This window comes from Variovorax sp. GW821-FHT09B01 (assembly GCF_059418345.1).
Window position 1 is genome coordinate 467,564 of record NZ_JBWKPQ010000002.1, and the last position, 25,148, is coordinate 492,711.

The following is a 25,148-nucleotide window of genomic DNA, read 5'->3' on the forward strand; positions in this document are numbered from 1 at the left end:
AACGCACTTGTGAATTCAACTCACAAGCCGAATCCACCGGGGAACACGCCATGCCGCGCATCGAGGTCAACCGTTCGGGCGAGATGGAGGCCTTCGTGCAGGTGGTCGACGCGGGCGGCTTCTCGGCCGCCGCGCGGCTGCTGGGCATGACGCCCTCGGCCGTCAGCAAGCTGGTGGCGCGGCTCGAGGCGCGGCTGGGCATCCAGCTCGTGCACCGCTCCACGCGCAAGCTGCAGCTCACGCCCGAGGGCCTGCATTTCTACGAGCGCAGCCACCGCGTGCTGGCCGACATGGACGAGGCCGAGCGCTGCGCGGCCGCGGGAGCGGCGCCGCGCGGGCGGGTCAGCATCAACGCCAGCGTGTCCTTCGGCCACCACATGCTGGTGCCGCTGGTGCCGAAGCTGATCGAGCAGCATCCGCAGATCACGCTCGACATCGCGCTGACCGACCGCATCGTCGACCTGATGGACGAGCGCGCCGACATCGCGATCCGCTGGGGCCAGCTGCCGGCCTCCGACCTGGTGGCGCGGCGCATCGGCGACACCAGCCAGACCATCCTGGCCGCGCCGTCCTACCTCGCGAAGTACGGCACGCCGCGCACGCCGCAGGAACTCGAGGCGCACAGCCGCCTGGGCTGGACCTACCGGCGCAGCGCGCCCGACTGGCCGTTCCGCATCGACGGCCGGACGATCCTGCTGCCGGTGGCCGGCCCGGTGCGCGCGGGCGATGGCGAGACCCTGCGCCACCTCGCGATCGCGGGCGCCGGCATCACGCGGCTGTCGCTCTATCACACGCAGCACGACATCGACGCGGGCCGGCTGGTGCCGCTGCTCGAGGAGTTCAACCCGAACGAGGTGGAGCCGATCCACGCCGTCTACATCGGCAAGGCCGGCACCCTGCCGGCGCGGGTGCGCGCGGTGCTCGACTTCCTCGTGGCCTGCTCGGGCGTGGGCGGCGGGCGCTACACGCGCAGCCGCACGGCGCCGATGCCGGGGAAATCGACCGTCACCTGATCGCCGCGCGCGCAGGGCAAGAGGCCGATCCAGGAGCCGGTGGTGACCACCGTGCCGGCCGGTACGCTTTGGCCATGGCGCGTGAGATGGCGCAGCCAGATCGGTAGCAGCCAGGCCGGATCGCCGAGCGGATGGCTGCCTTCGCGCACCACCGTGTCGGCGTTGCCGATCCTGGTTTCGCAGCGCTGCGAGGCCCAGTCGATCGCGGCGAAGGGCCGCCATTCGCCGAGCACCAGCGCGCCGTGCACCTGCGAGTCGGCCAGCCGCAGCAACGGCGTGGCGGCCTCGCGGTCCTGCCAGCGCGCATCGCAGACCTCGATGGAGACGGTCATGGCATCGACCAGCGCGGCCGCGTCTTCATGCGCGAGCGACGCGGCCAGCGCCGGCGTGACCTCGCGGCCCAGGCGCAGCGCGATCTCGGCCTCGATGCCGGGCTGGTGGAACACGAGGTCGGAGCAATCGGCCGGGCTCTGGCGCACGCCGGCGGGCGGCAGCGGCGCATGCGTGAGCGTCGCATTGCGCGAGCCGCCGCCGGATTTCCAGCAGCCGGGCAGGGTGCCCGCGTCGAACCAGCCGAGTGCCGCGGCCACCGCGTCCTGCACCGCATAGGCCTCGGCGGGCTCCTGCAGCGTGTCGAGCCAGGGCACGGCATCGAGCGTGCGGTCGGCGCGGCGCGCGGCGACGAGGGCGTCGGCCAGCGCGGAAAGAGAAGGGGGCAGGGTGGTCGTGTGTGCGTTCATGCCGCCGATCTTCTCAAGATTCGACGCGCACGTTGCCGTCCTTCACCACCTTGGCCCACTTGGCGATCTCGGTGTGGATGAACTGCCTGAACTTGTCCTGCGAGCCGCCGCCGTCCTCGGCGCCGTAGGTGTCGAGCTTCTCCTGCACATCGGGCATGGCCAGCACGGCATTGACGTCGCGGTTGACCTTCTGCGCGATCGGCGCCGGCAGCTTGCCCGGGCCCGCGAGGCCGTACCAGGTGGTGGCCTCGAAGCCCTGGAAGCCCTGCTCCTGCATGGTCGGCACGTTCGGGTGGCCCTTGGCGCGCTGGGTGCGCGTCTGCGCCACCGCGAGCACGCGGCCGCTCTTCACGTGCGGCGTGGCCGCGGTCATGGTCTCGAAGCTGTACTGGATCTGCCCGCCCATCAGATCGGCCAGCAGCGGCCCGCTGCCCTTGTAGGGCACGTGCAGCGCATCGACGCCCGCCTGCAGCTTGAACATCTCGAGCGCCAGGTGCTGCGCCGAACCCGCGCCGGCCGAGCCGAAGCTCAGCGTGCCGGGCGCGGCCTTGCAGGCGGCCACGATGTCCTTCACCGTGAGCGCCTTCTGCGCCGGGCTCGCGATCAGCAGGTTGGGCGTGACGCCCACCAGCACGATCGGCACGAAGTCGCGTTCCACGCTGTAGCGCAGTTTGGGCTGCAGGCTGGGCGCGAGCGCATGGCTGTTGATGTGGGCCATCAGCAGCGTGCTGCCGTCGCTGGGCTGCTGCGCCACGTAGTCGGCCGCGAGCACGCCGGCCACGCCGGCCTTGTTCTCGACGATCACCTGCTGGTTCCACATCACGGTGAGCTTCTGCGCCACCACGCGCGCCAGCGCATCGGTGCCGCCGCCCGGCGGGAAGCCCACCACGATGCGCACCGGCGCGTTGGGCCAGTCCTGCGCGAACAGCCGGGGCACGCCCAGCGTGGCGGCCGCGGCGGTCGCGGCCTGGATCAGGGAACGTCGTTGCATCGTGCTTGTCTCCGTGGATGGATGGGGGTGTCGGATGCGGGGCGGGAAGGGCGCATGTCCGTGCGGCCCTCGCGCCGAGGCCGCCGCGCCGTTCGAGCGGCGCGCTGCGGCCTGGAATCGATCGAGGCTCCCTGTGTCGCTAGGCGGCCTTCTTCAGCGCCACCGGCGCGGCCGCATGGCTCGCGAAATGGTCCATCGCCGCCTGCACGCCGCTGCCCGCGAGCTTGATGCCGGTGAGCTTCATGCCCATCTCGACACCCGCGACCATGGCCACCAGCGTGAGGTCGTTGCTGTCGCCGAGATGGCCCATGCGGAACATGCGGCCCTTGAGCTTGCCCAGGCCCGTGCCCAGCGAGAGGTCGAAGCGCTGGTGGATCAGCCGGCGCAGCGCATCGGCATCGACACCTTCGGGCGTGATCACGCCGGTGAGCACCGGCGAGTAGACCGCCGGGTCGGCGCACTGGATCGGCAGGCCCCAGGCCTGCACCGCGGCGCGCACGCCCGCGGCCCAGCGGCGGTGGCGTGCGAACACGTTGTCCAGCCCTTCGCCGAGCAGCATGTCGAGCGATTCCGAGAGGCCGTAGAGCAGGTTGGTGTTGGGCGTGTAGGGCCAGTAGCCGTCCTTGTTCATCTCGACGATCTCGTCCCAGGCCCAGAAGGCCTTGGGCAGCTTCGCGCTCTTCGATGCCTCGAGCGCACGCGGCGAGAGCGCGTTGAAGCTGATGCCCGGCGGCAGCATCAGGCCCTTCTGCGAGCCGCTGACCGTGACGTCCACGCCCCATTCGTCATGGCGGAAGTCGGCGCTCGCGAGGCCCGAGATGCTGTCGACCATCAAGAGGGCCGGGTGTCCGGCCGCGTCGATGGCCTGGCGCACCGCGGCGATGTCGGAGGTGACGCCGGTCGAGGTCTCGTTGTGCACCACGCACACGGCCTTGATCTTCTTCTCGGTGTCCTTGCGCAGCCGCGCCTCGATCAGCTCGGCCTGCACGCCGCGGCGCCAGCTCGGCGCGTTGGGCAACTGGTCGTCGCTGCCCGCATAGGCGAGGAACTCGGTCGACACGCCCAGGCGCGTGGCCATCTTCTGCCACAGCGAGGCGAAGTGGCCGGTCTCGTACATCAGCACGTGGTCGCCCGGGCTCAGCGTGTTGGCGAGCGCGGCTTCCCAGGCGCCGGTGCCCGAGGCCGGGTAGATCGCGACCGGGTGCTTCGTCTTGAAGATCTGCTGGATGCCGCCGAGCACCTTCAGGCCCAGCGTGCCGAACTCGGGCCCGCGGTGGTCGATGGTGGGCAGGCTCATGGCCCGCAGGATGCGGTCGGGCACCGGGCTGGGGCCGGGGATCTGGAGGAAGTGACGGCCGGTGGGGTGGAGGTCGAGTTGCAGCATGGCGGGTCCTTTCGGCGCCAGTTTTGCATTCAAAATTCATTTTGTTCTGCTGGTTTACCCTGAAATTCAAGGGTTGTGGGTGTTCTTTTTTGCATTCAAAATGCAATCACGAGGCCGAAAGAACGCATCCCATGACCGCCGAAATCATCGAAATCTCCCGTCTCGCGCTGCACGACCAGGTCGCGGCGCGGCTGCGCACCATGCTGGTCGAAGGCCTGATCGCGCCGGGCGCCAAGCTCAACGAGCGCGAGTTGTGCCTGCAGCTGCGCGTCTCGCGCACGCCGCTGCGCGAGGCGATCAAGCTGCTCGCGGCCGAGGGCCTGGTCGACCTGCTGCCCAACCGCGGCGCGGTGGCCGTCAAGCTCACCGAGGCCGACGTGATCGACACCTTCGAGGTGCTGTCGATGCTCGAGGGCATGTCGGGCGAACTGGCGGCGCGCCGCATCACCGAGGAGCAGCTGTCCGAGGTGCGCGCGCTGCACTACGAAATGCTGGCCTGCTATGCGCGGCACGACCTCTCGGGCTACTACCGGCTCAATGCGCGCATCCATTCGGCGATCAACGAGGCCGCGGGCAACCCGGTGCTGTCGAACACCTACCGCTCGATCAATGCGCGCGTGCAGTCGCTGCGCTTTCGCACCAACCAGAACGAGGCCAAGTGGAAGAGCGCCGTGGCCGAGCACGAACAGATGATCGAGGCGCTGGCCGCGCGCGATGCCGCCGCCATGCGCAAGGTGCTGGTCGCGCACGTGCTGCGCAAGCGCGACACCGTGCTCGAGCTGCTGCGCGAGGGCGAGATCTATCCGCCCGCGAAGAAGACCCGTTCCAAGGCGCCCTGAGCGCGCTTTCCCCCAAAAAGAAAACCCACGATGCTCATCGAACCCGCCAGCCGCATCCAGCCCGCCGGAACCGTCCTGCCGCCCAACGACACCTGCGAGGCGCTCGCGCGCCGCCTGCGCGCCGAGACGCAAGGGGAGGTGCTGTTCGACGCGGGTTCGCGCGGCCGCTACGCCACCGACGCGTCGATCTACCAGATCACGCCGGTCGGCGCCTTCGTGCCGAAGACCGAGCGCGACATCGCCACCGCCATCGACGTGGCGCGCGACCTCAAGGTGCCGGTGCTCGCGCGCGGCGGCGGCACCAGCCAGTGCGGCCAGACCACGGGCGCGGCGCTGGTGATCGACAACAGCAAGCATTTCCGGCGCGTGCTCGACCTGGACCTCGAGGCCGGCACCGCCACCGTCGAGCCCGGGCTCGTGCTCGACCACCTCAATGCGCAGCTCAAGCCGCACGGCCTGTGGTATCCGGTCGACGTGTCGACCAGCGCCCAGGCCACCTTGGGCGGCATGGCCGGCAACAACTCCTGCGGCTCGCGTTCCATCGCCTACGGCAACATGGTGCACAACGTGCTCGGCGCGAGCGCCTGGCTGTCGAGCGGCGAGCTGGTGGACTTCGGGCCCGTGGGCACGCTGGGCGTGCGCGCCGCGGGCATCGCGCAGTTCGTGCGCGGCCTCGCGCGCCAGCACCGCGAGGCGATCGCGGCGAACTGGCCCAAGGTGATGCGCCGGGTGGCCGGCTACAACCTCGACATCTTCGACAACCAGAGCGAGAAGCCTTACACGGCCGACGGCAGCGTGAACCTCGCGCATCTGCTGATCGGCGCCGAGGGCACGCTGGCCTACACGCGCAGCCTTACGCTCAAGCTGGCGCCGCTGCCGCGCGCCAAGGTGCTGGGCATCGTCAACTTCCCGACCTTCCATGCGGCCATGGATGCCGCGCAGCACATCGTCGAGCTCGGACCCACCGCGGTCGAGCTGGTCGACCGCACGATGATCGAGCTGAGCCTCGCGAACCCGGCCTTCAAGCCCACGGTGCAGACCGCGCTGATCGGCAAGCCGGCCGCGATCCTGCTGGTGGAGTTCTCGGGCGCCGAGAAGGCGCCGCTGTTGCAGGCGCTGGCGCGACTGGTGGAACTGATGGGCGACCTGGGCCTGCCGGGCAGCGTGGTCGAGATGCCCGACGAGGCGCGCCAGAAGAACCTCTGGGAGGTGCGCAAGGCCGGTCTCAACATCATGATGAGCCTCAAGGGCGACGGCAAGCCGGTGAGCTTCATCGAGGACTGCGCCGTGCCGCTAGCGCACCTGGCCGAGTACACCGACGCGCTGACCGAGGTGTTCGCGCGCCATGGTTCGCGCGGCACCTGGTACGCGCATGCCTCGGTCGGCACCCTGCACGTACGGCCGATCCTCGACATGCGCGCCGATGGCGGCGCCAAGATGCGATCGATCGCCGAAGAGGCCTCGGCGCTGGTGCGCAAGTACAAGGGCGCCTTCAGCGGCGAGCACGGCGACGGCCTGTGCCGCGGCGAATGGATCGAGTGGCAGTTCGGGCCCGCGATCAACGAAGCCTTCCGCGCGATCAAGCACAAGCTCGATCCCATCGGCCTGTTCAACCCCGGCAAGATCATCGACCCGCCGCGCATGGACGACGGCGCGCTGTTCCGCTTCGCGCCGCCGACCGCGCCGAAGCCCTATCGCCGCATCGAGCTCAAGCCGGTGCTCGACTGGTCGGCCTGGGACGTGAATGCCGACCCGGTAACCGAGCAGACCTCCGCGCCCGGCACCGGCGGCGACAGCACCGGCGGCCTGGCCAAGGCGGTCGAGATGTGCAACAACAACGGCCACTGCCGCAAGTTCGACGCCGGCACCATGTGCCCGAGCTACCGCGTCACGCGCGACGAGCAGCACCTCACGCGCGGCCGCGCCAACACGCTGCGGCTGGCGTTGTCGGGCCAGCTCGGCCCCGATGCCTTCACCGGCGAGGCCCTGCACGAGACCATGGACCTGTGCGTGGGCTGCAAGGGCTGCAAGCGCGACTGCCCGACCGGCGTGGACATGGCCAAGATGAAGATCGAGTTCCTGGCCCACTACAAGCGGCGCCACGGCCACACGCTCAAGGACCGGCTGGTGGCGCAGCTGCCCGACTACGCGCACCGCGCGAGCCGGCTGCCGTGGCTCCTGAACCTGCGCAACAGCGTGCCGGGCGCCGCCTGGCTCGGCGAGAAGCTGCTGGGTTTCTCGGCCAGGCGCTCGCTGCCGGCCTGGCGCAGCGACACCTTCTGGCGCGCCAAGGACGGCGAGCCCGGCCTGTTCGCCGACCGCGACACGGTGCTGGCGATCGCGCGGCGCGGCGGCAAGGCCGCGGTGCTGTTCGTCGACACCTTCAACGGCACCTTCGAGAGCGAGAACGCGCTCGCGGCCGCGCGCGTGCTGCAGGCCGCGGGCTATGTGCTGCACACGGTCGAGAAGCGCGGCGCGCACCACTGCTGCGGCCGCACCTACCTGGCCAGCGGTATGGTCGACGAAGCCAAGCGCAAGGCCGAGGCCTTGATCGATGCCTTGCTGCCGCTGGCGCGCGCGGGCGTGCCGGTGGTGGGCCTCGAGCCCTCGTGCCTGCTCACGCTGCGCGACGAGACCCTGGTGATGGGCTTCGGCGAGAAGGCCGAGACCGTGGCGAAGCAGGCACTGCTGTTCGAGGAGTTCGTCGCGCGCGAGGTCCGCGCCGGCCGTTTCGAGCTCGCGCTCAAGCCGGCCGAGGCGCCGATCCTGCTGCACGGCCACTGCCACCAGAAGGCCTTCGGCGCGGTGAGCCCGGTGCTGGAGGTGCTGAAGCTGATCCCGGGCGCCGCGCCCGAACTCATCGAGAGCTCGTGCTGCGGCATGGCCGGCAGCTTCGGCTACGAGGCCAGCCACTACGAGGTCTCGATGCGCATGGCCGAGGCCAGCCTGCTGCCCGCGATCCGCGCCAAGCCCGGGGCCATCGTGGTGGCCGATGGCACGAGCTGCCGGCACCAGATCGTCGATGGCGCGCAGCGCGAGGCGGTGCACGTGGCGGTGCTGCTCGAGCGGCACCTGCTGCACGCGGACGCCGGCGTGCACTGAGCGGCCGATTCACGCGCGACAGCGCGGCGGCGCCGGCTGCCGCAGAATGGTGCCTCCCCGCGCACCGCCCGATGTCGACCACCCTGACTTCCTCCGCCCCCGTGCCGCCCACCTTGCGGCTGGCCTTCGCCCTGTCGATGGGCGCGGCCGTCTCGCTCGGCATCACGCGCTTCGCCTATGCGCTGCTGCTGCCGCCGATGCGCGACGACCTCGGCTGGAGCTATGCGCTGGCGGGCGGCATGAACACCGCCAACGCGGTCGGCTACCTGGTCGGCGCGCTGGTCACGCCGGCGCTGATGCGGCGCTTCGGCGTGAGCCGGCTGCTGGTGGTGGGCGCGGTGCTCGCGAGCCTGTTCATGGCCGGCAGCGGCTTCGTCACCGCGGCGCCCGCGCTGCTGCTGCAGCGGCTGCTCGCGGGCATCGCGAGCGCCTGGGTGTTCGTGGCGGGCGGCCTGATGGCCGCGCGGCTCGGCGAGGCCGATGCCTCGCGCGGCGGCCTGCTGCTGGGCATCTATTACGGCGGCACCGGCTTCGGCATCCTGGCCTCGGCGCTGCTCGTGCCGCAGGTGCTGCAGGCCGCGGCGGGCGAGCCGCATGGCTGGGCCTGGGCCTGGTGGGCGCTGGCGGTGGCCAGCGGCCTGGCGACCGTGCTGCTGGCCTGGGCCGGCCGCGCGCTGCCCGATCGACCCGCGCCCGCGCCCGCCGCTGCGGCTTCCGGTGCCGCACCCGGCGCGCCGGTCGCGCTGCGACGCTTCGGCTGGGCGCTCGCGGGCTATGCCTTCTTCGGCATCGGCTACATCGGCTACATGACCTTCGTGATCGCGCTGCTGCGCGAGCAGGGCGCCAGCGCGGGCTTCGTCACGCTGTTCTATGCGTTGCTGGGCATCGCCTGCATCGCCTCGTCGCGGCTGTGGGCCGGGCTGCTCGACCGCTACCGTGGCGGCCAGCCGCAGGCGCTGCTCAACGGGCTGCTGGGCGTGGCGACCTTGCTGCCGGTGCTCAGCGCCTCGGCGCCCATCGCGCTGGTCTCGGGGCTGCTGTTCGGCGGCGTGTTCCTCTCGGTGGTGGCCTCGACCACCGCGCTGGTGCGCCACAACCTGCCGTCCTCGCGCTGGGCCCAGGGCATCAGCGTCTTCACCATCGTGTTCGCCTTCGGCCAGATCGTGGGCCCGACCATCACCGGCTGGATCTCCGACGGCCCGGGCGGGCTGGCGCGCGGCCTCGTGGGGTCGGCGATCGCGCTGTGGCTCGGTGCCGTGCTGGCTTCGCGCCAGCATGCGCTGGAGCCCGCATGAACGAGGCGCTTGCGCTCGCCGATGAGGCCACCACGCCGGGCTTCGCCGTGTTCGATACCGCGCTCGGTGTCTGCGGCGTCGCCTGGGGTCCGCAAGGACTGGTCGGCGTGCAGCTGCCGCAGGACGACCCCACCGAGCAGCCCGCGCGCCGTCGCATGCGCCAGCGCTTTCCCGAGCTGCCCGAGGCCGAGCCGAATGCCGAGGCGCGACGTGCCATCGCGGCGGTGCAGGCCCTGCTCGAAGGCGCGCAGGACGACCTGCGCGACATCGCGCTCGACATGCGCGGCCTGTCCGAGTTCCATCGGCGCGTCTACGAGCTCGCGCGGCGCATTCCGCCGGGCCACACGCGCACCTACGGCGAGATCGCCGAGGAACTGGGCGACAGGACGCTGGCGCGCGCGGTGGGCCAGGCCATGGGCCTGAACCCCTTCGCGCCCGTGGTGCCGTGCCACCGCGTGCTCGCGGCCGGCAACAAGCCCGGCGGCTTCTCGGCCGGGGGCGGGGCGCTGACCAAGCTCCGGATGCTCGACATCGAGGGCGCGCGGCCCAACGGGATGGCTTCGCTGTTCTAGCGCCGAGGTTCAGCGGCGCCGGCGGCTCGGCGCGCGCGGAACGCTCAGCAACTGGCTCAAGGACGCGACCTCGCGCCGCTCCCCGCCTTGATGGGTATCGGCGCCACGCACCTTCGCGCCGAAATCCAGCGCGGTCCTGCGCTCCAGTTCCGCGATGCTCACGTGGTAGCGCTTCACCTTCTCGAAGCTCACGCGCGCCAGGGCCGCTTCGGACAGCGTGGCCTCGGGCACGTAGTCGATGAGCGGCGTCTGGTCGATGCTCAGGGCGGTCGCCTGCAGGCGGCCGTCCTCCACGCGCAGCACGATCTTCCAGTACTCGCGCGGGGCCTTGAACCCGGCCATCTCGGGCATGCCGCGCTCCCACGGAATGTCGTTCTCGTCGTCGAAGATCGGTCCGGTGAACACGCTGACGCGCGCCTGGTCCGCCACCGCGTTGTTGAGCGCGAAGTCCTCGAGCGCGCGCCAGTACAGCGTGCCGCCCGCGTGCGCGGCGGCTTCGGCGCCCGGCTTCCTCTTGCCCATGTTGAAGAAGCCCACCTGCGGCGACCGGTTGGTCACGTGGAAGGTGTCGGCGTTGGCGCGCACGACGATGTCGTCCGGCCCCCAGAGCGGATCCTGCCGGCGCGTCAGGTGGCCTTGCTGGAAGATCCGGTTCGCATGGTCCGCCTTGCGCTTGTCGACGATGGCCGCGCCTTGGGCGTCGTACGCCGTCTGTCCCGCGTACAGCGCGGGCGGGGTCTGCTCTTCCTCGGGGATGCGCGGATCGATGAACCAGAGCTCGCTGGCCTCCGGGGCCTCGTCCGCTTCCTCCTCACCCGGATGGAAGGCGGCGATGACGCCGGTGCTGCGGTCGTAGCTCTTGGCCAGCCGCCCGTCGATGTTGGTGGCCGTGAAACAAGCCAGCCGCCGTTTCTTGTGCATCACCACGCTGAAGTGCTCGTACGGCAGTTCGTACTTGGGCCGGCCCGCCTTGGGACGCGTGTTGACCGATACCGCCCGCAGGGCCGCCGCACCGCGCGGCTTGGGCAGGGGAACGGCAACGCCGGGCAGGAAGTCGGGCTGGTAGCCGTCGCGGTTTCCGTAGTCCGGATCGACCTGGACCCGTGCCTCTTCGCCGGTGCTCGACGGCGCCACGTCGGCATGCGGTTGCGGCGCGGCATCCTGCGCGGGCGTCGGCGATCCGTTACGGGTCGGGTAGCCGCCCAGCTGCACGCTCACGCGCAACGGGATGGTCCAGGTCGCCGTGCCGTCGCTGGCCACGTCGACCGATGCACCGAGCGAAGCGTCATGCGCCACGGCCGGTGCGGACTCGACGGACGAGACCACCTGCGGGTCCAGGCCCGCGGCGATGGCCTCGGTGATCTTCTCGCGCTCGCGCGCCGGCAGGCCGCTCTTGCGCGTGTTCATGTCGGTCACGATGGCGCTGATCCGGATGCCTTCGTTGACCGTCTTGGCGATCTGTTTTCCGTTCTGGTCGAGCAGGTCGCGGTGCGGCGATCCCCAGTGGTGCAGGGCGATCACCTGCCACAGCACGTTGAAGACCGGCGAGCCCGAGGAACCCGGCTCCGTGTCGGCCACGTAGTGCAGCGTGGTGCTCGCGCGCGAGACCAGCTGGTTCTCGCGCAGCACGGCTTCCTTCATGCGGCCGTCGGGGTGCTGGACGATGTTCGCGTGGTCGCCCAGCTGGTGCTTGTCGCGGGCCGCGGAGATCGGCAGGAAGCTGTAGCCCGCGAGCACGCCGGGGCCGCTCAGGCGGCCGCCGACCGCCAGCACGGTGTAGTCGAGGTCGTCCTGGTCGTTGGTGAGGAAGCAGGTCTCGGGCGCGAAGGCGAAGCGCGTGGGCACGCGTGGGCGTCCCGCGAGGTCGCGCTCGTAGTCGAACTCCACCAGCAGGTCCGCCGCATCGGCCTTGGAGCCGATCACGTGGTTGTTGGTGAGGAACAGCACGGGCGAGATCATGAAGCCGGTGCCGAGGCCCTGGCCGTCGCGCGTCACGATCCGCGCCACGGCGCGCGCCGCATAGGCACCGCGCTGCAGGAATGCGACATCCACGAAGTCGATCGTCTGGCCCCAAACCTTCTCCGCGCCCGAATGCGGCGCCTCGCGCGCGGCCTCCTGCACCGGCAGGCCGACTCGCCGTTGCAGCACGGCGCTGCGGCGCAGCATCTCGGGCTCGGCGTCGCCGGGCCGGCCGGCGCCGATCGCGTCGAGCGAGCGCTGGATCTGTTCGGCCTGCTGCTGGATGCGCAGGCGCGCGGCGACACCGATGTGTGCGGGCTCGTTCATGTTCTCCTCCAACTGGCCGCGGGCGGCGGCGGCGATTGCGGATTCGTGGACCGTCTCGCTCGCCTTTTAGAGGGCCTTGATGACAGGACGATGCAAAGGCACGGCCGCGTCAGGCGCTCTGGATCAGCCGCCGCAGCTCGTCGACGTTGCGGCGCAGCGCCACGTCGTCCATCGCCGTGTAGCCGATCACCAGCCCCGGCGGCAGGTCCTTGCGCTGGCAGAAATCCGAGATCGCCTGGAAGCGCAGCCCGCGCTGCGCGGCCGCGCGCAGGAACGGCGCCAGCGCCATGTCCGGCGGCAGCCACCACACGAGGTGGAAGCCCGCGTGCTCCCCGGTGACATGCAGCCGCGCGGGCTCGAGCGCCGCGCGCAGGCCGCCGAGCACGAGGTCGCGGCGCTGCGCATAGACCATGCGTGCGCGCCGCACATGGCGCGCGAAGTCGCCGCTTTCGAGGAAGCGGGCCAGCGCCATCTGCTCGATCACGCCGGTGGAGCGCCCGGCGATGTGGCAGGCACGGCGGAAGTCGGCGACCAGCGCGCGTGGCAGCACCATGTAGCCGATGCGCAGCGCGCCGAACAGGGTCTTGTTGAAGCTGCCGCAGTGGATCACGCGGTCGGCCGCGTCCAGGCTCTTCAAGGCCGGCAAAGGCGCGCTGTCGTAGCTGAACTCGCTGTCGTAGTCGTCCTCGACCACCCAGGCCTTCGCGGCTTCGGCCCACGACAGCAGTTCGAGGCGGCGCGATACCGGCATCGTGAGGCCGCTGGGCGACTGGTGCGCGGGCGTGACATGCGCGAGCCGCGCCCCCGCATGCTGGCGCGCCTGCGCGACCGAGAAGCCTTCGGCATCGATCGGGACATGGATCAGCTGCTGGCCGTGGTGGCCGAAGATCGGCGCGGCATGCAGGTAACCGGGGTCCTCGAGCAGGACCTTGTCGCCGGGCGCGAGCAGCAGCCGCGCGCAGAGGTCGAGCCCTTCGCGAATGCCCGAGACGATCACGATCCGCTCGGCCTCGCAGGCGATGCCACGCGCCACCCCGAGGTAGCCGGCGATCTGCTCGCGCAACGCCAGCAGCCCGAAGGGATCGTCGTCGGACAGTTGTGCCGCGGTCACGCGCCGCGCGCTGGCCTGCAAGGTGCGGCGCCAGAGATCGAGCGGGAACAGCGCCGGATCGGCCACGCGCGCCATGAAGGCCTGGTGGGCCTCGGTGGCGGCGAGCGGCGCCATGTCGGTCTTCCAGGCCGGCCGCGTACGGGGCGTGGCCGGGCGCCGCTTCGTGTCGCCGGCCTCGAAGAAGCGGTCGGGCACCTGCGCCGCCACGTAGGTGCCCGATCCGGCCCGGCTGACCAGGTAGCCCTCGCTGCGCAACTGGTCGTAGGCCGCGTCGACGGTCACGCGCGACACCTGCCAGCGCTGCGCGAGCTGCCGGGTCGAGGGCAGGCGCGCGCCCTTGGCCAGTGCGCCGTCGAGGATGCGGGCGCGGATCTGGCGGTAGATCCAGGCCTGCTTGGCCTCGCCCTCGCGCGGCGGTTCGGTCGCGAGATCGAGGCTCGATGGCGTGCGCCGGGCCTGCGGGGGGCTGGAAAGTGGCCTTATCGCTTTCTCCGAAATGGATCTACAAGCAAGGCCACATTCTATTTAGATTCGCGTCCAAGGCATTCCACCCACGAAGCTCCCCATGACGACGACCCCCACGCACTTCTTCTGCACCCTCGCGCCCGACGGCCCGAGATTTCCCCTCGATGGCGCGGGCAGCCTGCTCGACGCGGCCCTGGCGCAGGGCGTGGCCGTGCCGTTCTCCTGCAAGCGCGGCGAATGCGGCTCGTGCCGCGCGCAGTTGCTCGAGGGCGGCGTCGAGCGCATCGCGCCGCCCTCGGAGGCGGCCTACCAGGTCGACGCGGGCGAGCTGCTGATGTGCCAGTGCCGAGCCACCAGCGACCTGCGGCTGCGCTTCGCGCACTGGAGCGCGCCGGCGCTCGCGCCATCGCGGCACTCCGCGAAGGTCGTGATCTGCGAGCCGCTCACGGCCAAGGTCACGCGGCTCGTGGTCGAGCTGCAGAGCGCCGAGCCCTTTCGCTGCGCGCCGGGCCAGCATGCGCAGTTCGTGCTCGAGGACGGCGAGCGCCGCAGCTTCTCGATCGCCAACCGGCCGTCGGAAGAGGGCGAAGCCTCGAACCGGCTCGAGTTCCACATCCGCCGCATGCCGGGCGGCCTGTTCACCGAGCAGCGTCTCGCGGCGCTGCGGCCCGCGGACCTGCTCGAGCTCGAAGGGCCCCATGGCGCCTTCGTGTGGCAGGCACCCGCCGACGGAATCGACCACCTCGTGCTGCTGGCCACCGGCACCGGCTTCGCGGGCGTTCGGCCGATCCTGCGGACGGCGCTCGCGAGCGGGGCGTTCCGCACGGTGTCGCTCTACTGGGGCGTGGCCGAGGCCGGCGACTGCTATGCGGCCGCATGGCTCGACGAGATGGCGCGGGTGCACGCGGGCTTTCGCTGGACCGCGGTGCCGTCTTCGCGCGCGGAAGGCAGGCAGCATGTGCAGCACGCGGCATCGAAGGCCGCGCACGACTGGGCGCGGACCATCGTCTATGCCTGCGGCAACCCGGCCATGGTGCGCGACGCACGCGCGCTGCTGCAGGCCGAGGGGCTGCCGAAGGCGCGCTTCGTCTCCGAGGTGTTCCTGCCGAGCACGAAGCAGGTCGCGCGCCATCCCTGGGAAAAGGTGGGCGCCACGTTCACGCGCGACGGCATCCTCGAAGCGCGCCGCCGCTCGATGGAGGCGCTGCCGCAGATCGCCGCGCTGATCGAACCCGGCATGACCACGGGCGAGGCGATCGCGGTCGCCGACCGGCATCTGCGCCGGCTCGGCGCCGCCTACAACTGGCATCCGACCTATGTGCGCTTCGGGCCCGACACGCAGCGAACCTCGCGCGAGCCGGTCGATCGGCAGCGTCGCCTGCGCGAAGACGACGTCTACACCGTCGACCTCGGCCCGGTGTGGGACGGCTACGAGGGCGACTACGGCGATACCTTCGTTCGCGGTGCCGATGCCGACCACGAGCGCGTCACGCGCGCGGCGCGCGACATCTTCGAACGCGCGCAGGAGGCCTGGCGGCAGGGACTGAGCGGCGCCGCGCTCTACGACTTCGCGAGCGAGCTTGCGCGCACGCATGGCTGCGCGCTGGTGCGCGAGACGGCCGGCCACCGGGTCTCGGACTTTCCGCATGCGCTCTACGGCAAGCACCGCCTGGCCGAAGCCGACTTCGTTCCGGGCGACGGCATCTGGGTGCTCGAGGTCCAGGTGCGCGACCTCGAACGGCCGATCGGTGCCTTCTTCGAGGACGTGCTTCTTAAGAATTGATTCAGAACATTCCTGGCTCTGCGGCCTAGAGTTCGGCAATGACTGTGAACCGTATCGAACCCCGACCGCTTTCTCTTCTTCACACCTTCCGTTCTTCCGCGCCGCGCCTTGCGCTGGTGGCCGTTGCCGCAAGCACGTTGCTCGCGGGCTGCGTGACGCCCGGCGAGCATGCGCGCGAGCAGCGCATGCGCGACGAGCAGAACTGCATGGCCTATGGCTTCCGCCCCGAAAGTCCGGCCTATGCGCGCTGCCTGCAGAACGAGAACCTCTCGCGCCAGGACCGCGACAACTTGCAGGACATCGAATCGCGCCGCCGCTCGGAAGACCCGCGCCGCTATGGCGGCGGTGGCGGTGGCTGGGAGCGCGAACGCGACCGGGACCGCGATCGCTACGACCGCATGAACGACAACCAGCGCCAGGCGCTGCGCAACTGCGACCTGCTGCCGCCCGCCAACCAGCCGGGCTGCCGCGCGATGGTCTGGTCGACGCTCAAGTAGGGCTGCGCAACGCCTCGTCCGAGGGTGCGGCATCGAGCTTCGCGAGCGCGATCACGGCGGCCTGCAGCATGAAGCCCGCGAGCGCGAGCAGCAGGCAGCCGGCCTCGCCCCAGAGCGCACCGGCCCCCGCGCCGAGCGCAGCACCCACGGGCCGCGCGCCAGCATTCACCGTGAGGAACACGGCCGAGACGCGGCCCAGCATGCCCGCGGGTGTCACGCCCTGGCGCAGGGTGGTCGAGCTGATGGTCCACACCATCGGCCCGGCGCCGAACACGAACAGCGACAAGGCCGCGAGCCCGGCGCTGGGCCACCGCAGTGTCGACGCCATCAACACCGCGGCCAGCACCGCGCTGAACGGGCCGACGCGGATCGCACTGCCCGGGCTCGTGCGCGCCGCGATGCGTGGCGTGAGCAGCGCGCCCGCCACCATGCCCGCGCCATACATCGCGAGCGTGAGCCCCACGCCCTGCGCGCCGAGCCCGAGCGCGCGCACGGCATGCGGCACATAGCCGGCCTGCAGCACGAACCACGCGATGTTGAAGATGGCACCAGTCAACAGCATCGGCCGCAGCCAGGCATGGCGCAACACGAAGCGCGCGCCTTCGCGCAGCTCGGTCCATGGATGGCGCGCGGCGGGCACGCGGCGCGCCGGCTCGGGGAGCTTCCACAGCAGGGCCACGGCCGCGAACGACAGTGCCGCCGCCAGCACGAAGGCCGCGCCCGCGCCGGTCCAGGCCACGAGCGCGCCCGCCACGGCGGGGCCGGCCGCGAAGGCCGCGCTGCGCGCCAGCTCGATGCGGCCATTGGCGCGCGCCAGCGCCTCGCGCGGCACGAGTTCGGGCACCAGCGCCGGGGCCGCGACGCTGAAGGCCACGGTGCCGATCGCGCCGATGAAGCCCAGCAGCGCCATGCCCGCGATGCCCATGCGCGCGGACCACGGCGCCGCCAGCACGGCGAGCATCAGCAGCAGCGACAGTGCGCGCAGCACCTCGGCGCGCAGCATCAGGCGCCGGCGCGGCATGCGGTCGGCGAGCAGGCCGAGCGGCATCGCGAGCAGCAGGAAGGGCAGGGTCTGCACGGCCGCGAGCAGCCCGGTCTCGGCGGCGCCCGCGCCATAGGCCATCACCGCGACCAGCGGCACCGCGGCCAGGCCGAGCTGCTCGGCCGACTGCGCCGCGAGGTTGGCATGGGCCAGGTGGAGAAAGGGACGGGGCAGGGCGGAGGACATGAGCCGATGGTCACGGACCGCCCCGCATCGGGCTGGCCGAAAACGGACCCCTGAAGACGGGCCTCAGCCCGCGGCTTCGGCCTGCTGCGCCAGCAGCATGTCCTCGAACCAGTCCGCCACCTGCCGCGCCTCGGGCGCCGCGCCCGGCGCGAGCCCGTAGTAGTAGCGCTCGAGCCGCATGCGCAGCGCGGGCAGCGGCGAGTGCAGCCGGCCCGAGGCGAGGTCGTGCGACACCAGCGAGGTCGGCGCGAGCGCGATGCCCAGGCCGTCGACCGCGGCCTGCAGCACGAAGTGCAGGTGGTCGAACTGCAGCCGTCCGGCCGGCCGCACGCGCGGCGCGCCGACCTGCTTCTTCCAGGCCTCCCAGTCCTCCTTGCGCGTGCGCGCCGACAGCTGCACGTGCGCGGCCAGCGCGCGCAGGTCGCGCAGCGGATGGGCCTTGAACAGCGCAGGCGCGCCGACCACCAGCACCTCGTCCTCGAGGAAGGGCTGCACCGCGATCGCGCCGGGCCAGCCCTCGAGCCCGCGGCGCACCGCGATGTCGAAGCTGTCGGCCACCTGCTCGGGCATCACGGTGCTCGTGACCACCTGCGGCTCGATGTCCGGATGGCGCTCGACGAAGGAGGGCAGGCGCGGGATCAGCCAGCGCACCGCGAACGAGGGCCGCACGTTGATGCGCACCGTGCGCGCCGCGCCCTGCGCCTGCAAGGCACGCGCGGCGGCGCCGATCTGCGCCAGCGCGGGCTCGACCTCGGCGAAGAACTGCTGGCCCTCGGCCGTCAGCGCGACCTGGCGGATGCGGCGCTCGAACAGCGCCACGCCGAGGAAGGCCTCGAGGCCCTTGATCTGGCGGCTGATCGCGCTGTGGGTGACGTGCAGCTCGTGTGCCGCGCGCGTGAAGCTCAGGTGGCGCGCCGCGGCCGCGAAGGCGCGCACGGCGTTCAGGGGAGGCTCGCGGGACGGCATGCGTGCGATTTTGTCACGCATGCGGCGCGTTAATGTCGTTTGTCGGCGCGGCCTCCGCGGGCGCACGATGCGGGCTCGATGTCATCTTCCTCCAGCCGCTGCGCTTCCGTCCCCGCCGCCATCGCGGCCCCCGTCTCCACCACCGACCGCAACTCCCGCCATGCCGCGCTCTCGCTCGGGCTCGCGCTGCCGGGCGATGTGGTGCTCTATCTGCTGCTGCCGATGTATGCCGCGCAGTTCGGCGTCACGCTCGCCGAGGCGGGGCTGCTGCTCGCGGCCAACCGCCTCGTGCGCATCGCCGGCTATGGCTGGGTGGCCGACTTCTATGCGCGCCACGGCGACCGCCGCACCTGCACGCTGGCCGTCGCGGGCGCGGTGCTGTGCTGCCTCGGCTATGCCACGCTCTCGGGGCTGTGGTTGCTGCTGCCGCTGCGGCTGGTCTGGGGCCTGTGCTTCGCGGCCTTCAACCTCTCGACGCAGGCGCTGGCCACGGCCGACCCCGTGGGCGCCGCGCGCCGCAGCGGCCGCTCGCGCGCCTTCATCGCGCTCGGGCCGGTGGTGGCGCTGCCGCTGGGCGCGCTGCTCGCGCACTGGAGCGGGCCGCGCACCATCTTCTGGCTGCTGGCCGCGGTGGCGCTGCTCGGGCTGCTGGCCGCGCGCCGGCTGCCGACGGCGCCGCATCCGGTCGCGGTGGCGGCCAAGCGCTTCCAGCGACCGAACAGCCTCGACGGCTGGTCCTTCATGGAAGGGCTGGCGCTCGACGGCCTGTTCATCGTCGGCCTGTCGTACCTCGGCAAGGACCTGCTGCCGGGCGCGGCGGTGGTGGTGGCCGGCGTGCTGATGGCGCTGCGCTACTTCTCCGAGATCGCGCTCAGTCCCGTGGGCGGCCGCATGGCCGAGCGCTTCGGCGCCGAGCGCCTGCTGGTGAGCCTGTCGCTGCTCACGGCGCTGGCGCTGGTGGGCTTCGGCCTGGGCTGGCTCTGGAGCTGCGCGGCGCTGATCGTGGTGCTTCGCGCCTTGCAACTGCCGCTGATCGCGCCCATCGTCGCGCACCGCACGCCCGGACCCGAGCGCGTGCAGGCGCTGGCCGCGCGCTCGACCTGGCGCGACATCGGCGCGGGCGCCGGGCCGGTGCTGGCCGGGCTGCTGCTGCCCGTTGCCTCGTCGGCCTGGGTCTACGGCGTGGCGGCGGTGCTGCTGGCCGCGATGGCCATCGCCTGCGGGCGCAGTGCCGCGAAACTCGAGCCGTCCCCGGATTCCCTTCACCATCGACCGTCATGACCCACGACCCGCACGCGATCCAGACCCTGGCCCAGCTCCAGGCCCTGTTCGGCCAGCCCGGCGAAGCCTCGCTCAAGAAGGAGATCGACTGGCTGCATCCCTCCTACCGGGCGCTGATCGAGGCCTCGCCGTTCGCGGTGCTCGCCACCCTCGGGCCGGACGGCCTCGATGCCTCGCCGCGCGGCGACCCGCCGGGCTTCGTCGCGGTGAAGGACGAGAAGACGCTGTGGATGCCCGAGCGCCGCGGCAACAACCGCATCGACAGCCTGCGCAACATCGTGGCCGATCCGCGCGTGGCGCTGCTGTTCCTGATCCCGGGCGTGGGCGAGACCCTGCGCGTCAACGGCCGCGCGCGCATCACGGCCGATCCCGCGCTGCTCGCGCGCTTCGCGGTGGAGGGCAAGGCGCCGCAGTGCGTGATCGAGATCGCCGTGGACACCGTGTTCTTCCAGTGCGCCCGCGCGATCCAGCGTTCGCGGCTGTGGGCGCCGCGGCCCGACGAGGCGCGGCCCGACGTGCCCACGCCCGGCGCGATCCTGTCGGCGCTGACCGATGCCGCCTTCGACGGCGCGAGCTACGACCGCGAGCTGCCGGCGCGGCAGAAGGCCACGCTTTACTGAAGAGGCGCAAATTTTTTTTTGCGAAGGACTGAGGGTTTGGCACCCTTCGTTCGTCTTCAGGAGGTCGGACCCGTTCCGGCCTCTCGAAGACAGCGAAGAAAGCCCCGCCCATGCACCCCGGTCATTCCCCGTTCGAATCCCTGCAGCCACCCGCCGCGCCGCGCCGCCGCTCCAAGTCCTTCGTGCTGCGCTGGTGCGGCAACGGCTGCGGCGAGGTGGCGGTGGTCGGGCCGCTGGGCTGGTGGCCCTGCTGCTCGAAGGAATGCTGGGAGGCCTGGCACCAGCTCGAGACCGCCAAGGCCGCGGAAGCGACGCGGCTGGCCGGCGCGGAACTGCGCGCCGGCGCCTGAGCGATCTCAGGCCCGTCCGGGCGCCGTGGCCTGCTCGGTGCGCGCGTCGTGGCCGATGATCAGCACCAGCACGAAAGCCACGGCCGCCAGCAGCGCGAGGAAGATCACCGCGTAGATGTCGTTGCCCATGCGGTCCTTGAGCGTGCCGAAGATGGTCGGGCCGATGTAGCCGCCGAGGTTGCCGATCGAGTTGATCCAGGCGATGCCCGCGGCCGCGGCGGTGCCGCTGAGCATGGCGGTGGGCAGGGTCCAGAAGGTGGGCAGGGCGCTGAAGATGCCGAAGGCCGCGAGCGTCACGGCCGCCATCTTGGGCACCGGCGCGCTGGTCTCGGCCGCCAGCACCAGGCCGACGAAGATGCAGGCCAGCGGGATCAGCAGGAACCACTTGCGTTCCTTGCGCGCGTCGGAGGCGCGGGTCCAGAACAGCATCGCGATCGCACCCACCAGGTAGGGGAAGGCGTTGATGAAGCCGATCTCCACGTTGCCCAGCCCGCCGAAGCCCTTGATGATCTGCGGCAGGAAGAAGCTCAGGCCGTACAGCGGCACCGTGATGCCCATGTAGACGAAGCCCAGGCCGATCACGCGCGGGTTCAAGAGCGACTGCTTCCACGAGATCTGGTTGATCGACTCGCGGTTGCGCCGCTCGGCGTCGAGCGTGCCCTGCAGCCAGGTGCGCTCCTCGTTCGTGAGCCACTTCGCGTCCTTCGGGCCGTCGGGCAGGTAGAACAGCACGAAGAAGGTCAGGATCAGCGAGGGGATCGCCTCGAGGATGAACAGCCATTGCCAGCCGTGCATGCCGCCCATCCCGTCCATGTTGAGGATGAAGCCCGAGATCGGCGAGCCGATCACGGTGGAGATCGGGATCGCGAACATGAACCAGCCGACGATGCGCGCGCGGTAGGCCGATGGGAACCACAGCGTGATGTAGAAGATGACGCCCGGGAAGAAGCCGGCCTCGGCGATGCCGAGCAGGAAGCGCACGACGTTGAAGCTGGTCGAGCCGCCGACCCAGGCCTGGGCCGCCGACAGGATGCCCCAGCTGAACATGATCCGCGCGATCCAGCGGCGCGCGCCGAAGCGCTCGAGCGCCATGTTGCTCGGCACCTCGAACAGGAAGTAGGCGATGAAGAAGATGCCGGCCGCGCTGCCGAACACGGCCGCGCTGAAGCCCAGGTCCTTCGACATGGCGGCGCCCGCGAAGCCGAGGTTCACGCGGTCGAGGTAGGCGATGAAGTAGCTGACCATGAGCAGCGGCAACAGCCGCCAGCTCATCTTCGAGATGGTTCTCTGCTCGATCGGATTCACGTGTTGTCTCCTGTTGTGTGTGTGATATGGGAGGCGTTGAGGAACGCAGCGGCCGTCGCCGGCCGCCGGACCATGTTAGGCCGGCCGGGCCGGCATTCCTGACACGGAAATGACCGAGGCGGGAAAGCACGGGGCAGGGCGCTTGTGCACCTTCCGCGGCCGGCCTGCATCGGGCCCGGGACTCGACCGGTTCGCGCATATGGTTATCGCTTTTCCATCGTTCCGGCCCCCGGGGCGCGGGTATAGCCTTCGTGACGATCCACGCTTTGCCGAGCCGTCCCGATGTCCACGAACGCCGCTTCCTCCCCGTCTTCCTCCCCCGCCGAACCCACCGCCTCCCGGGGTCCCTCCGTCGCCTGGATCGCGGGCGTCGGCGCGAGCGCGGGCCTCGGTGCCGCGCTCGCGCGGCGCTTCGCGCAGGAGGGCTTCGTCGTCGCGCTGACCGGCCGCACGCCGCAGCAGCTCGAGGCCGTGGCCGCCGAGATCGCGGCCGCGGGCGGCACGGCCCATGCCTTCGCGGCCGACGTGGCGAGCGAGGCCGAGGTGCACGGCGTCGGCCAGCGCGTGCGCGCGCTCGGGCCGCTGTCGGTGGCGGTGTTCAATGCCTCCAGCGCGGCGCGCGCGCCCACGCTCGAGATCTCGGTCGAGCAGTTCACCCAGGCCTGGCGCACCAGCACGCTCGGCGGCTTCGTGTTCGCGCGCGAGGCGCTGCGCGGCCTGCTGGCCAACCCCTTCGACGGCGCCACGCCCGCGGGGCGCGGCAGCCTGCTGTTCACGGGCGCCACCGCCGCGCTGCGCGGCAAGCCGCCGTTCGCGGCCTTCGCGGCTGCCAAGGCCGGGCTGCGTTCGCTGAGCCAGAGCCTGGCGCGCGAGTTCGGGCCGCAGGGCATCCATGTCGCCCATGTCGTGATCGACGGCGGCATCGACGGCGAGCGGCTGCGCAGCGGGGCGCCCCAGCGCGCGGCGCAGGCCGGCGAGGACGGGCTGCTGCAGCTCGATGCCATCGCCGAGAGCTACTGGCAGCTGCATGCCCAGCATCGCAGCGCCTGGACGCAGGAACTCGACCTGCGGCCGTTCAAGGAACCCTTCTGATTCAGAACGAGGAGCGCATGAGGTCCGCATCGCCATCCAGTCCGCACGAGCATCCGCTCATCGCCACCCTGCCATCGGTCGAGGCCGAGCTCAACTACCTGAAGCCGGGCCAGGGCCGGCCCGCGAGCTACACCTTCGAGCCGCCGCCGGGCACGCCCTGGACCACGGGCGAGCTGGAGGCGCGGCGCGTGGCCATCCGCGACGGCCGCCCGCTGGTGGCGCTGCGCGAGCTCTCGCTCGACCGCAGCGGCTTCACCCAGATCGCGCACCGCAGCGTGCTGGCCGACTTCTCGCAGGACGCGACCATCCGCGACATCTACTACCGCGAGTCCGAGGCGCTGCTGCGCGACGTGACCGGGGCCGAGAAGATCGTGGTGTTCGACCACACGCTGCGCGACAGCGCCCAGGGTTCGCGCCGCACCTCGGATCTGCGCGAACCGGTGCGCCGCGTGCACGACGACCAGACGCCGGCCTCGGCGCGGCGCCGCGTCACCGACCACCTGCCGCCCGACGAAGCGGCCGAGCGGCTCACGAAGCGCTTCGCGATCGTCAACCTGTGGCGGCCACTGGCCACCGTGGAGCGGCTGCCGCTCGCGCTGTGCGACGCGCGCTCCATCGATCCCGCGGACCTGGTGCCCAGCGACCTGATCTACCCCGACAAGGTGGGCGAGACCTATTCCTTCACCTGGAACCCGAAGCACCGCTGGTACTGGTTCCCGCGGCTGCGGCCCGACGAAGCGCTGCTGCTGAAGATCTTCGATTCGCGCGAGGACGGCACGGCGCGGCTCACGGCCCACACGGCCTTCGAGGATCCGACCGGCTCGCCCGAGGCGCCGCCCCGCCGCAGCATCGAGCTGCGCGCGCTGGTGTTCTGGGACAAGCCGTGAGCGCGCGCAAGCAGCTGCGCCTGGGCGCCTTCATGCGCCCGGTCAGCATCCACACCGGCGCCTGGCGCTACCCGGGCGCCTGGCCCGACGCCAACTTCAACTTCGAGCGGCTCAAGCAGCTCGCGCAGACGCTGGAGCGCGGGCGCTTCGACGCCTTCTTCATGGCCGACCACCTCGCGCTGCTCAACATGCCGATCGAGGCCTTGCAGCGCAGCCACACGGCCACCTCGTTCGAGCCCTTCACCCTGCTGTCGGCGCTGGCGCAGCACACGCAGCACCTGGGGCTGATCGCCACCGCCTCGACCACCTTCGACGAACCGTTCCACATCGCGCGTCGCTTCGCCTCGCTCGACCACCTGAGCGGCGGCCGCGCGGGCTGGAACATCGTGACCACCTCCAATCCCGACGCGGCGCTGAACTTCGGCCGCGAAGACCACATGGAGCACGACGCGCGCTACGACCGCGCGCGCGAGTTCTACGACGTGGTGACCGGCCTGTGGGACAGCTGGGCCGACGACGCCTTCGTGCGCGACGTCGACAGCGGCCGCTTCTTCGATCCGGCCAAGCTGCATGTGCTGGCCCACAAGGGCGAGCACCTGTCGGTGCGCGGGCCGCTGCACATCGCGCGGCCGGTGCAGGGCTGGCCGGTGATCGTGCAGGCCGGCGCCTCGGAGGCCGGACGCCAGCTCGCGGCCGAGACGGCCGAGCTGATCTTCGCGGCGCCGGGCACGCTGGCGAACGCGCGCGCCTTCTATGCCGACGTCAAGTCGCGCATGCGCAAGCTCGGCCGCGATCCCGAGCACCTCAAGATCCTGCCGGGCGCCTTCACCATCGTGGCCGACACGGTCGACGAGGCGAAGGCGATCCGCGCCAAGCTCGACAGCCTGGTGCACTACGACAGCGCGATTGCCTCGCTGTCGATCGCGCTGGGCCACGATGCCTCCAGCTTCGACCCCGACGGCCCGCTGCCCGAGGTGCCGCCCACCAACGCGAGCCAGAGCGGGCGCGAGCGCGTGATCGAGCTGGCCCGGCGCGAGAACCTCACGGTGCGCCAGCTCGCGCAGCGCCTGGGCGGCTATGGCGGGCTGGCCTTCGTCGGCACGGCCCAGACCATCGCCGACGAGATGCAGGAATGGCTCGAGAGCGAGGGCTCCGACGGCTTCAACGTGATGTTCCCCTGGCTGCCCGGCGGGCTCGATGCCTTCGTCGACCGCGTGGTGCCCGAACTGCAGCGTCGTGGCATCTTCAGGCAGGAATACGAAGGTCGTACCCTGCGCGAGAACCTGGGGCTGCCGCGACCGGTCAACCGTTTCTTTTCGCAAGATTAGCGGGGCCGGGGCG

General features: G+C 71.3%; 21 protein-coding genes. 13 read left to right on the top strand and 8 right to left on the bottom strand.

Annotated elements, in window-relative coordinates; all coding sequences use genetic code 11:
- Positions 1–50: 50 nt before the first annotated feature.
- A complete protein-coding gene (locus AC07RV_RS09295; RefSeq protein WP_296782705.1) occupies positions 51–1,013 on the top strand; it encodes a LysR family transcriptional regulator in 963 nt (320 codons plus the stop codon).
- Here the strand turns inward: AC07RV_RS09295 and AC07RV_RS09300 are convergent.
- The 3 genes from AC07RV_RS09300 to AC07RV_RS09310 all read right to left on the bottom strand — a co-directional run bounded on the left by AC07RV_RS09300 (position 962) and on the right by AC07RV_RS09310 (position 4,128).
- Positions 962–1,753, bottom strand: a complete 792-nt coding sequence (locus AC07RV_RS09300; RefSeq protein ID WP_296782703.1) for a 2-keto-4-pentenoate hydratase — start codon at positions 1,751–1,753, stop codon at positions 962–964. The genes AC07RV_RS09295 and AC07RV_RS09300 overlap by 52 nt on opposite strands.
- A gap of 13 nt (positions 1,754–1,766) precedes the next feature.
- Positions 1,767–2,744: a Bug family tripartite tricarboxylate transporter substrate binding protein gene (locus AC07RV_RS09305; RefSeq protein ID WP_203201054.1), complete on the bottom strand. Its 978-nt coding sequence runs from the start codon at positions 2,742–2,744 to the stop codon at positions 1,767–1,769.
- A 139-nt stretch (positions 2,745–2,883) separates the two neighbouring features.
- Positions 2,884–4,128 (bottom strand): pyridoxal-phosphate-dependent aminotransferase family protein, encoded by a 1,245-nt coding sequence (locus tag AC07RV_RS09310; RefSeq protein WP_296782700.1) that lies wholly within the window; start codon positions 4,126–4,128, stop codon positions 2,884–2,886.
- A 131-nt stretch (positions 4,129–4,259) separates the two neighbouring features.
- Here AC07RV_RS09310 and AC07RV_RS09315 point away from each other — a divergent pair, with 131 nt between their 5' ends.
- The 4 genes from AC07RV_RS09315 (at position 4,260) to AC07RV_RS09330 (ending at position 9,936) form a co-directional block, all read left to right on the top strand.
- Positions 4,260–4,967 carry a GntR family transcriptional regulator gene (locus AC07RV_RS09315; RefSeq protein ID WP_261205684.1) on the top strand — a complete coding sequence of 236 codons (708 nt, stop codon included), beginning with the start codon at positions 4,260–4,262 and terminating at the stop codon, positions 4,965–4,967.
- Between the two features lie 30 nt (positions 4,968–4,997).
- Entirely contained in the window at positions 4,998–8,069 is a 3,072-nt protein-coding gene (locus AC07RV_RS09320; RefSeq protein ID WP_296782698.1) for an FAD-binding and (Fe-S)-binding domain-containing protein, read from the top strand.
- Between the two features lie 71 nt (positions 8,070–8,140).
- A complete protein-coding gene (locus AC07RV_RS09325; RefSeq protein ID WP_296782696.1) occupies positions 8,141–9,364 on the top strand; it encodes a YbfB/YjiJ family MFS transporter in 1,224 nt (407 codons plus the stop codon).
- Complete coding sequence (locus tag AC07RV_RS09330) at positions 9,361–9,936, top strand: methylated-DNA--[protein]-cysteine S-methyltransferase (protein ID WP_296782694.1); 576 nt, start codon at positions 9,361–9,363, stop codon at positions 9,934–9,936. The genes AC07RV_RS09325 and AC07RV_RS09330 overlap by 4 nt, the downstream gene beginning before the upstream one ends.
- Before the next feature lie 9 nt (positions 9,937–9,945).
- On the opposite strand, the gene AC07RV_RS09335 is transcribed toward AC07RV_RS09330, so the two are convergent.
- Complete coding sequence (locus AC07RV_RS09335) at positions 9,946–12,222, bottom strand: DNA/RNA non-specific endonuclease (protein WP_296782692.1); 2,277 nt, start codon at positions 12,220–12,222, stop codon at positions 9,946–9,948.
- A gap of 109 nt (positions 12,223–12,331) precedes the next feature.
- Complete coding sequence (pdxR, locus tag AC07RV_RS09340) at positions 12,332–13,831, bottom strand: MocR-like pyridoxine biosynthesis transcription factor PdxR (RefSeq protein ID WP_492713619.1); 1,500 nt, start codon at positions 13,829–13,831, stop codon at positions 12,332–12,334.
- A gap of 67 nt (positions 13,832–13,898) precedes the next feature.
- On the opposite strand from pdxR, the gene AC07RV_RS09345 reads away from it, so the two are divergent.
- Both AC07RV_RS09345 and AC07RV_RS09350 read left to right on the top strand, forming a co-directional pair.
- Positions 13,899–15,581 carry an NAD(P)H dependent flavin oxidoreductase family protein gene (locus AC07RV_RS09345; RefSeq protein ID WP_296782690.1) on the top strand — a complete coding sequence of 561 codons (1,683 nt, stop codon included), beginning with the start codon at positions 13,899–13,901 and terminating at the stop codon, positions 15,579–15,581.
- Between the two features lie 116 nt (positions 15,582–15,697).
- Positions 15,698–16,078: a hypothetical protein gene (locus tag AC07RV_RS09350; RefSeq protein ID WP_444852962.1), complete on the top strand. Its 381-nt coding sequence runs from the start codon at positions 15,698–15,700 to the stop codon at positions 16,076–16,078.
- Here AC07RV_RS09350 and AC07RV_RS09355 read toward each other — a convergent pair.
- Positions 16,071–17,306 (bottom strand): MFS transporter, encoded by a 1,236-nt coding sequence (locus AC07RV_RS09355; RefSeq protein ID WP_296782686.1) that lies wholly within the window; start codon positions 17,304–17,306, stop codon positions 16,071–16,073. The two genes, AC07RV_RS09350 and AC07RV_RS09355, sit on opposite strands and share 8 nt — an antisense overlap.
- Before the next feature lie 63 nt (positions 17,307–17,369).
- The gene (locus AC07RV_RS09360; RefSeq protein ID WP_296782684.1) at positions 17,370–18,272 is read right to left on the bottom strand and encodes a LysR substrate-binding domain-containing protein; all 903 of its coding nucleotides are present in this window, start codon (positions 18,270–18,272) and stop codon (positions 17,370–17,372) included.
- A gap of 78 nt (positions 18,273–18,350) precedes the next feature.
- Between AC07RV_RS09360 and AC07RV_RS09365 the strand changes: the two genes are divergently transcribed.
- The 3 genes from AC07RV_RS09365 to AC07RV_RS09375 all read left to right on the top strand — a co-directional run bounded on the left by AC07RV_RS09365 (position 18,351) and on the right by AC07RV_RS09375 (position 20,523).
- The gene (locus AC07RV_RS09365; protein ID WP_296782682.1) at positions 18,351–19,553 is read left to right on the top strand and encodes an MFS transporter; all 1,203 of its coding nucleotides are present in this window, start codon (positions 18,351–18,353) and stop codon (positions 19,551–19,553) included.
- The gene (locus tag AC07RV_RS09370) at positions 19,550–20,173 is read left to right on the top strand and encodes a pyridoxamine 5'-phosphate oxidase family protein (RefSeq protein ID WP_203201044.1); all 624 of its coding nucleotides are present in this window, start codon (positions 19,550–19,552) and stop codon (positions 20,171–20,173) included. Before AC07RV_RS09365 ends, AC07RV_RS09370 begins: the two co-directional genes overlap by 4 nt.
- 110 nt (positions 20,174–20,283) lie before the next feature.
- A complete protein-coding gene (locus tag AC07RV_RS09375) occupies positions 20,284–20,523 on the top strand; it encodes a hypothetical protein (RefSeq protein ID WP_296782680.1) in 240 nt (79 codons plus the stop codon).
- A 6-nt stretch (positions 20,524–20,529) separates the two neighbouring features.
- Here the strand turns inward: AC07RV_RS09375 and AC07RV_RS09380 are convergent, their stop codons facing one another.
- A complete protein-coding gene (locus tag AC07RV_RS09380) occupies positions 20,530–21,828 on the bottom strand; it encodes an MFS transporter (RefSeq protein ID WP_093342022.1) in 1,299 nt (432 codons plus the stop codon).
- A gap of 282 nt (positions 21,829–22,110) precedes the next feature.
- Here AC07RV_RS09380 and AC07RV_RS09385 point away from each other — a divergent pair, with 282 nt between their 5' ends.
- From AC07RV_RS09385 to AC07RV_RS09395, 3 genes are read left to right on the top strand one after another with little or no spacing between them, the layout of a single operon-like run.
- Positions 22,111–22,920 (top strand): SDR family NAD(P)-dependent oxidoreductase, encoded by an 810-nt coding sequence (locus tag AC07RV_RS09385; RefSeq protein WP_296782678.1) that lies wholly within the window; start codon positions 22,111–22,113, stop codon positions 22,918–22,920.
- 17 nt (positions 22,921–22,937) lie between these two features.
- Positions 22,938–23,807: a CmcJ/NvfI family oxidoreductase gene (locus AC07RV_RS09390; protein WP_296782676.1), complete on the top strand. Its 870-nt coding sequence runs from the start codon at positions 22,938–22,940 to the stop codon at positions 23,805–23,807.
- 32 nt (positions 23,808–23,839) lie between these two features.
- Positions 23,840–25,135, top strand: coding sequence for an LLM class flavin-dependent oxidoreductase (locus AC07RV_RS09395; RefSeq protein WP_093342462.1), 1,296 nt, complete (start codon positions 23,840–23,842; stop codon positions 25,133–25,135).
- Positions 25,136–25,148 lie beyond the last annotated feature (13 nt).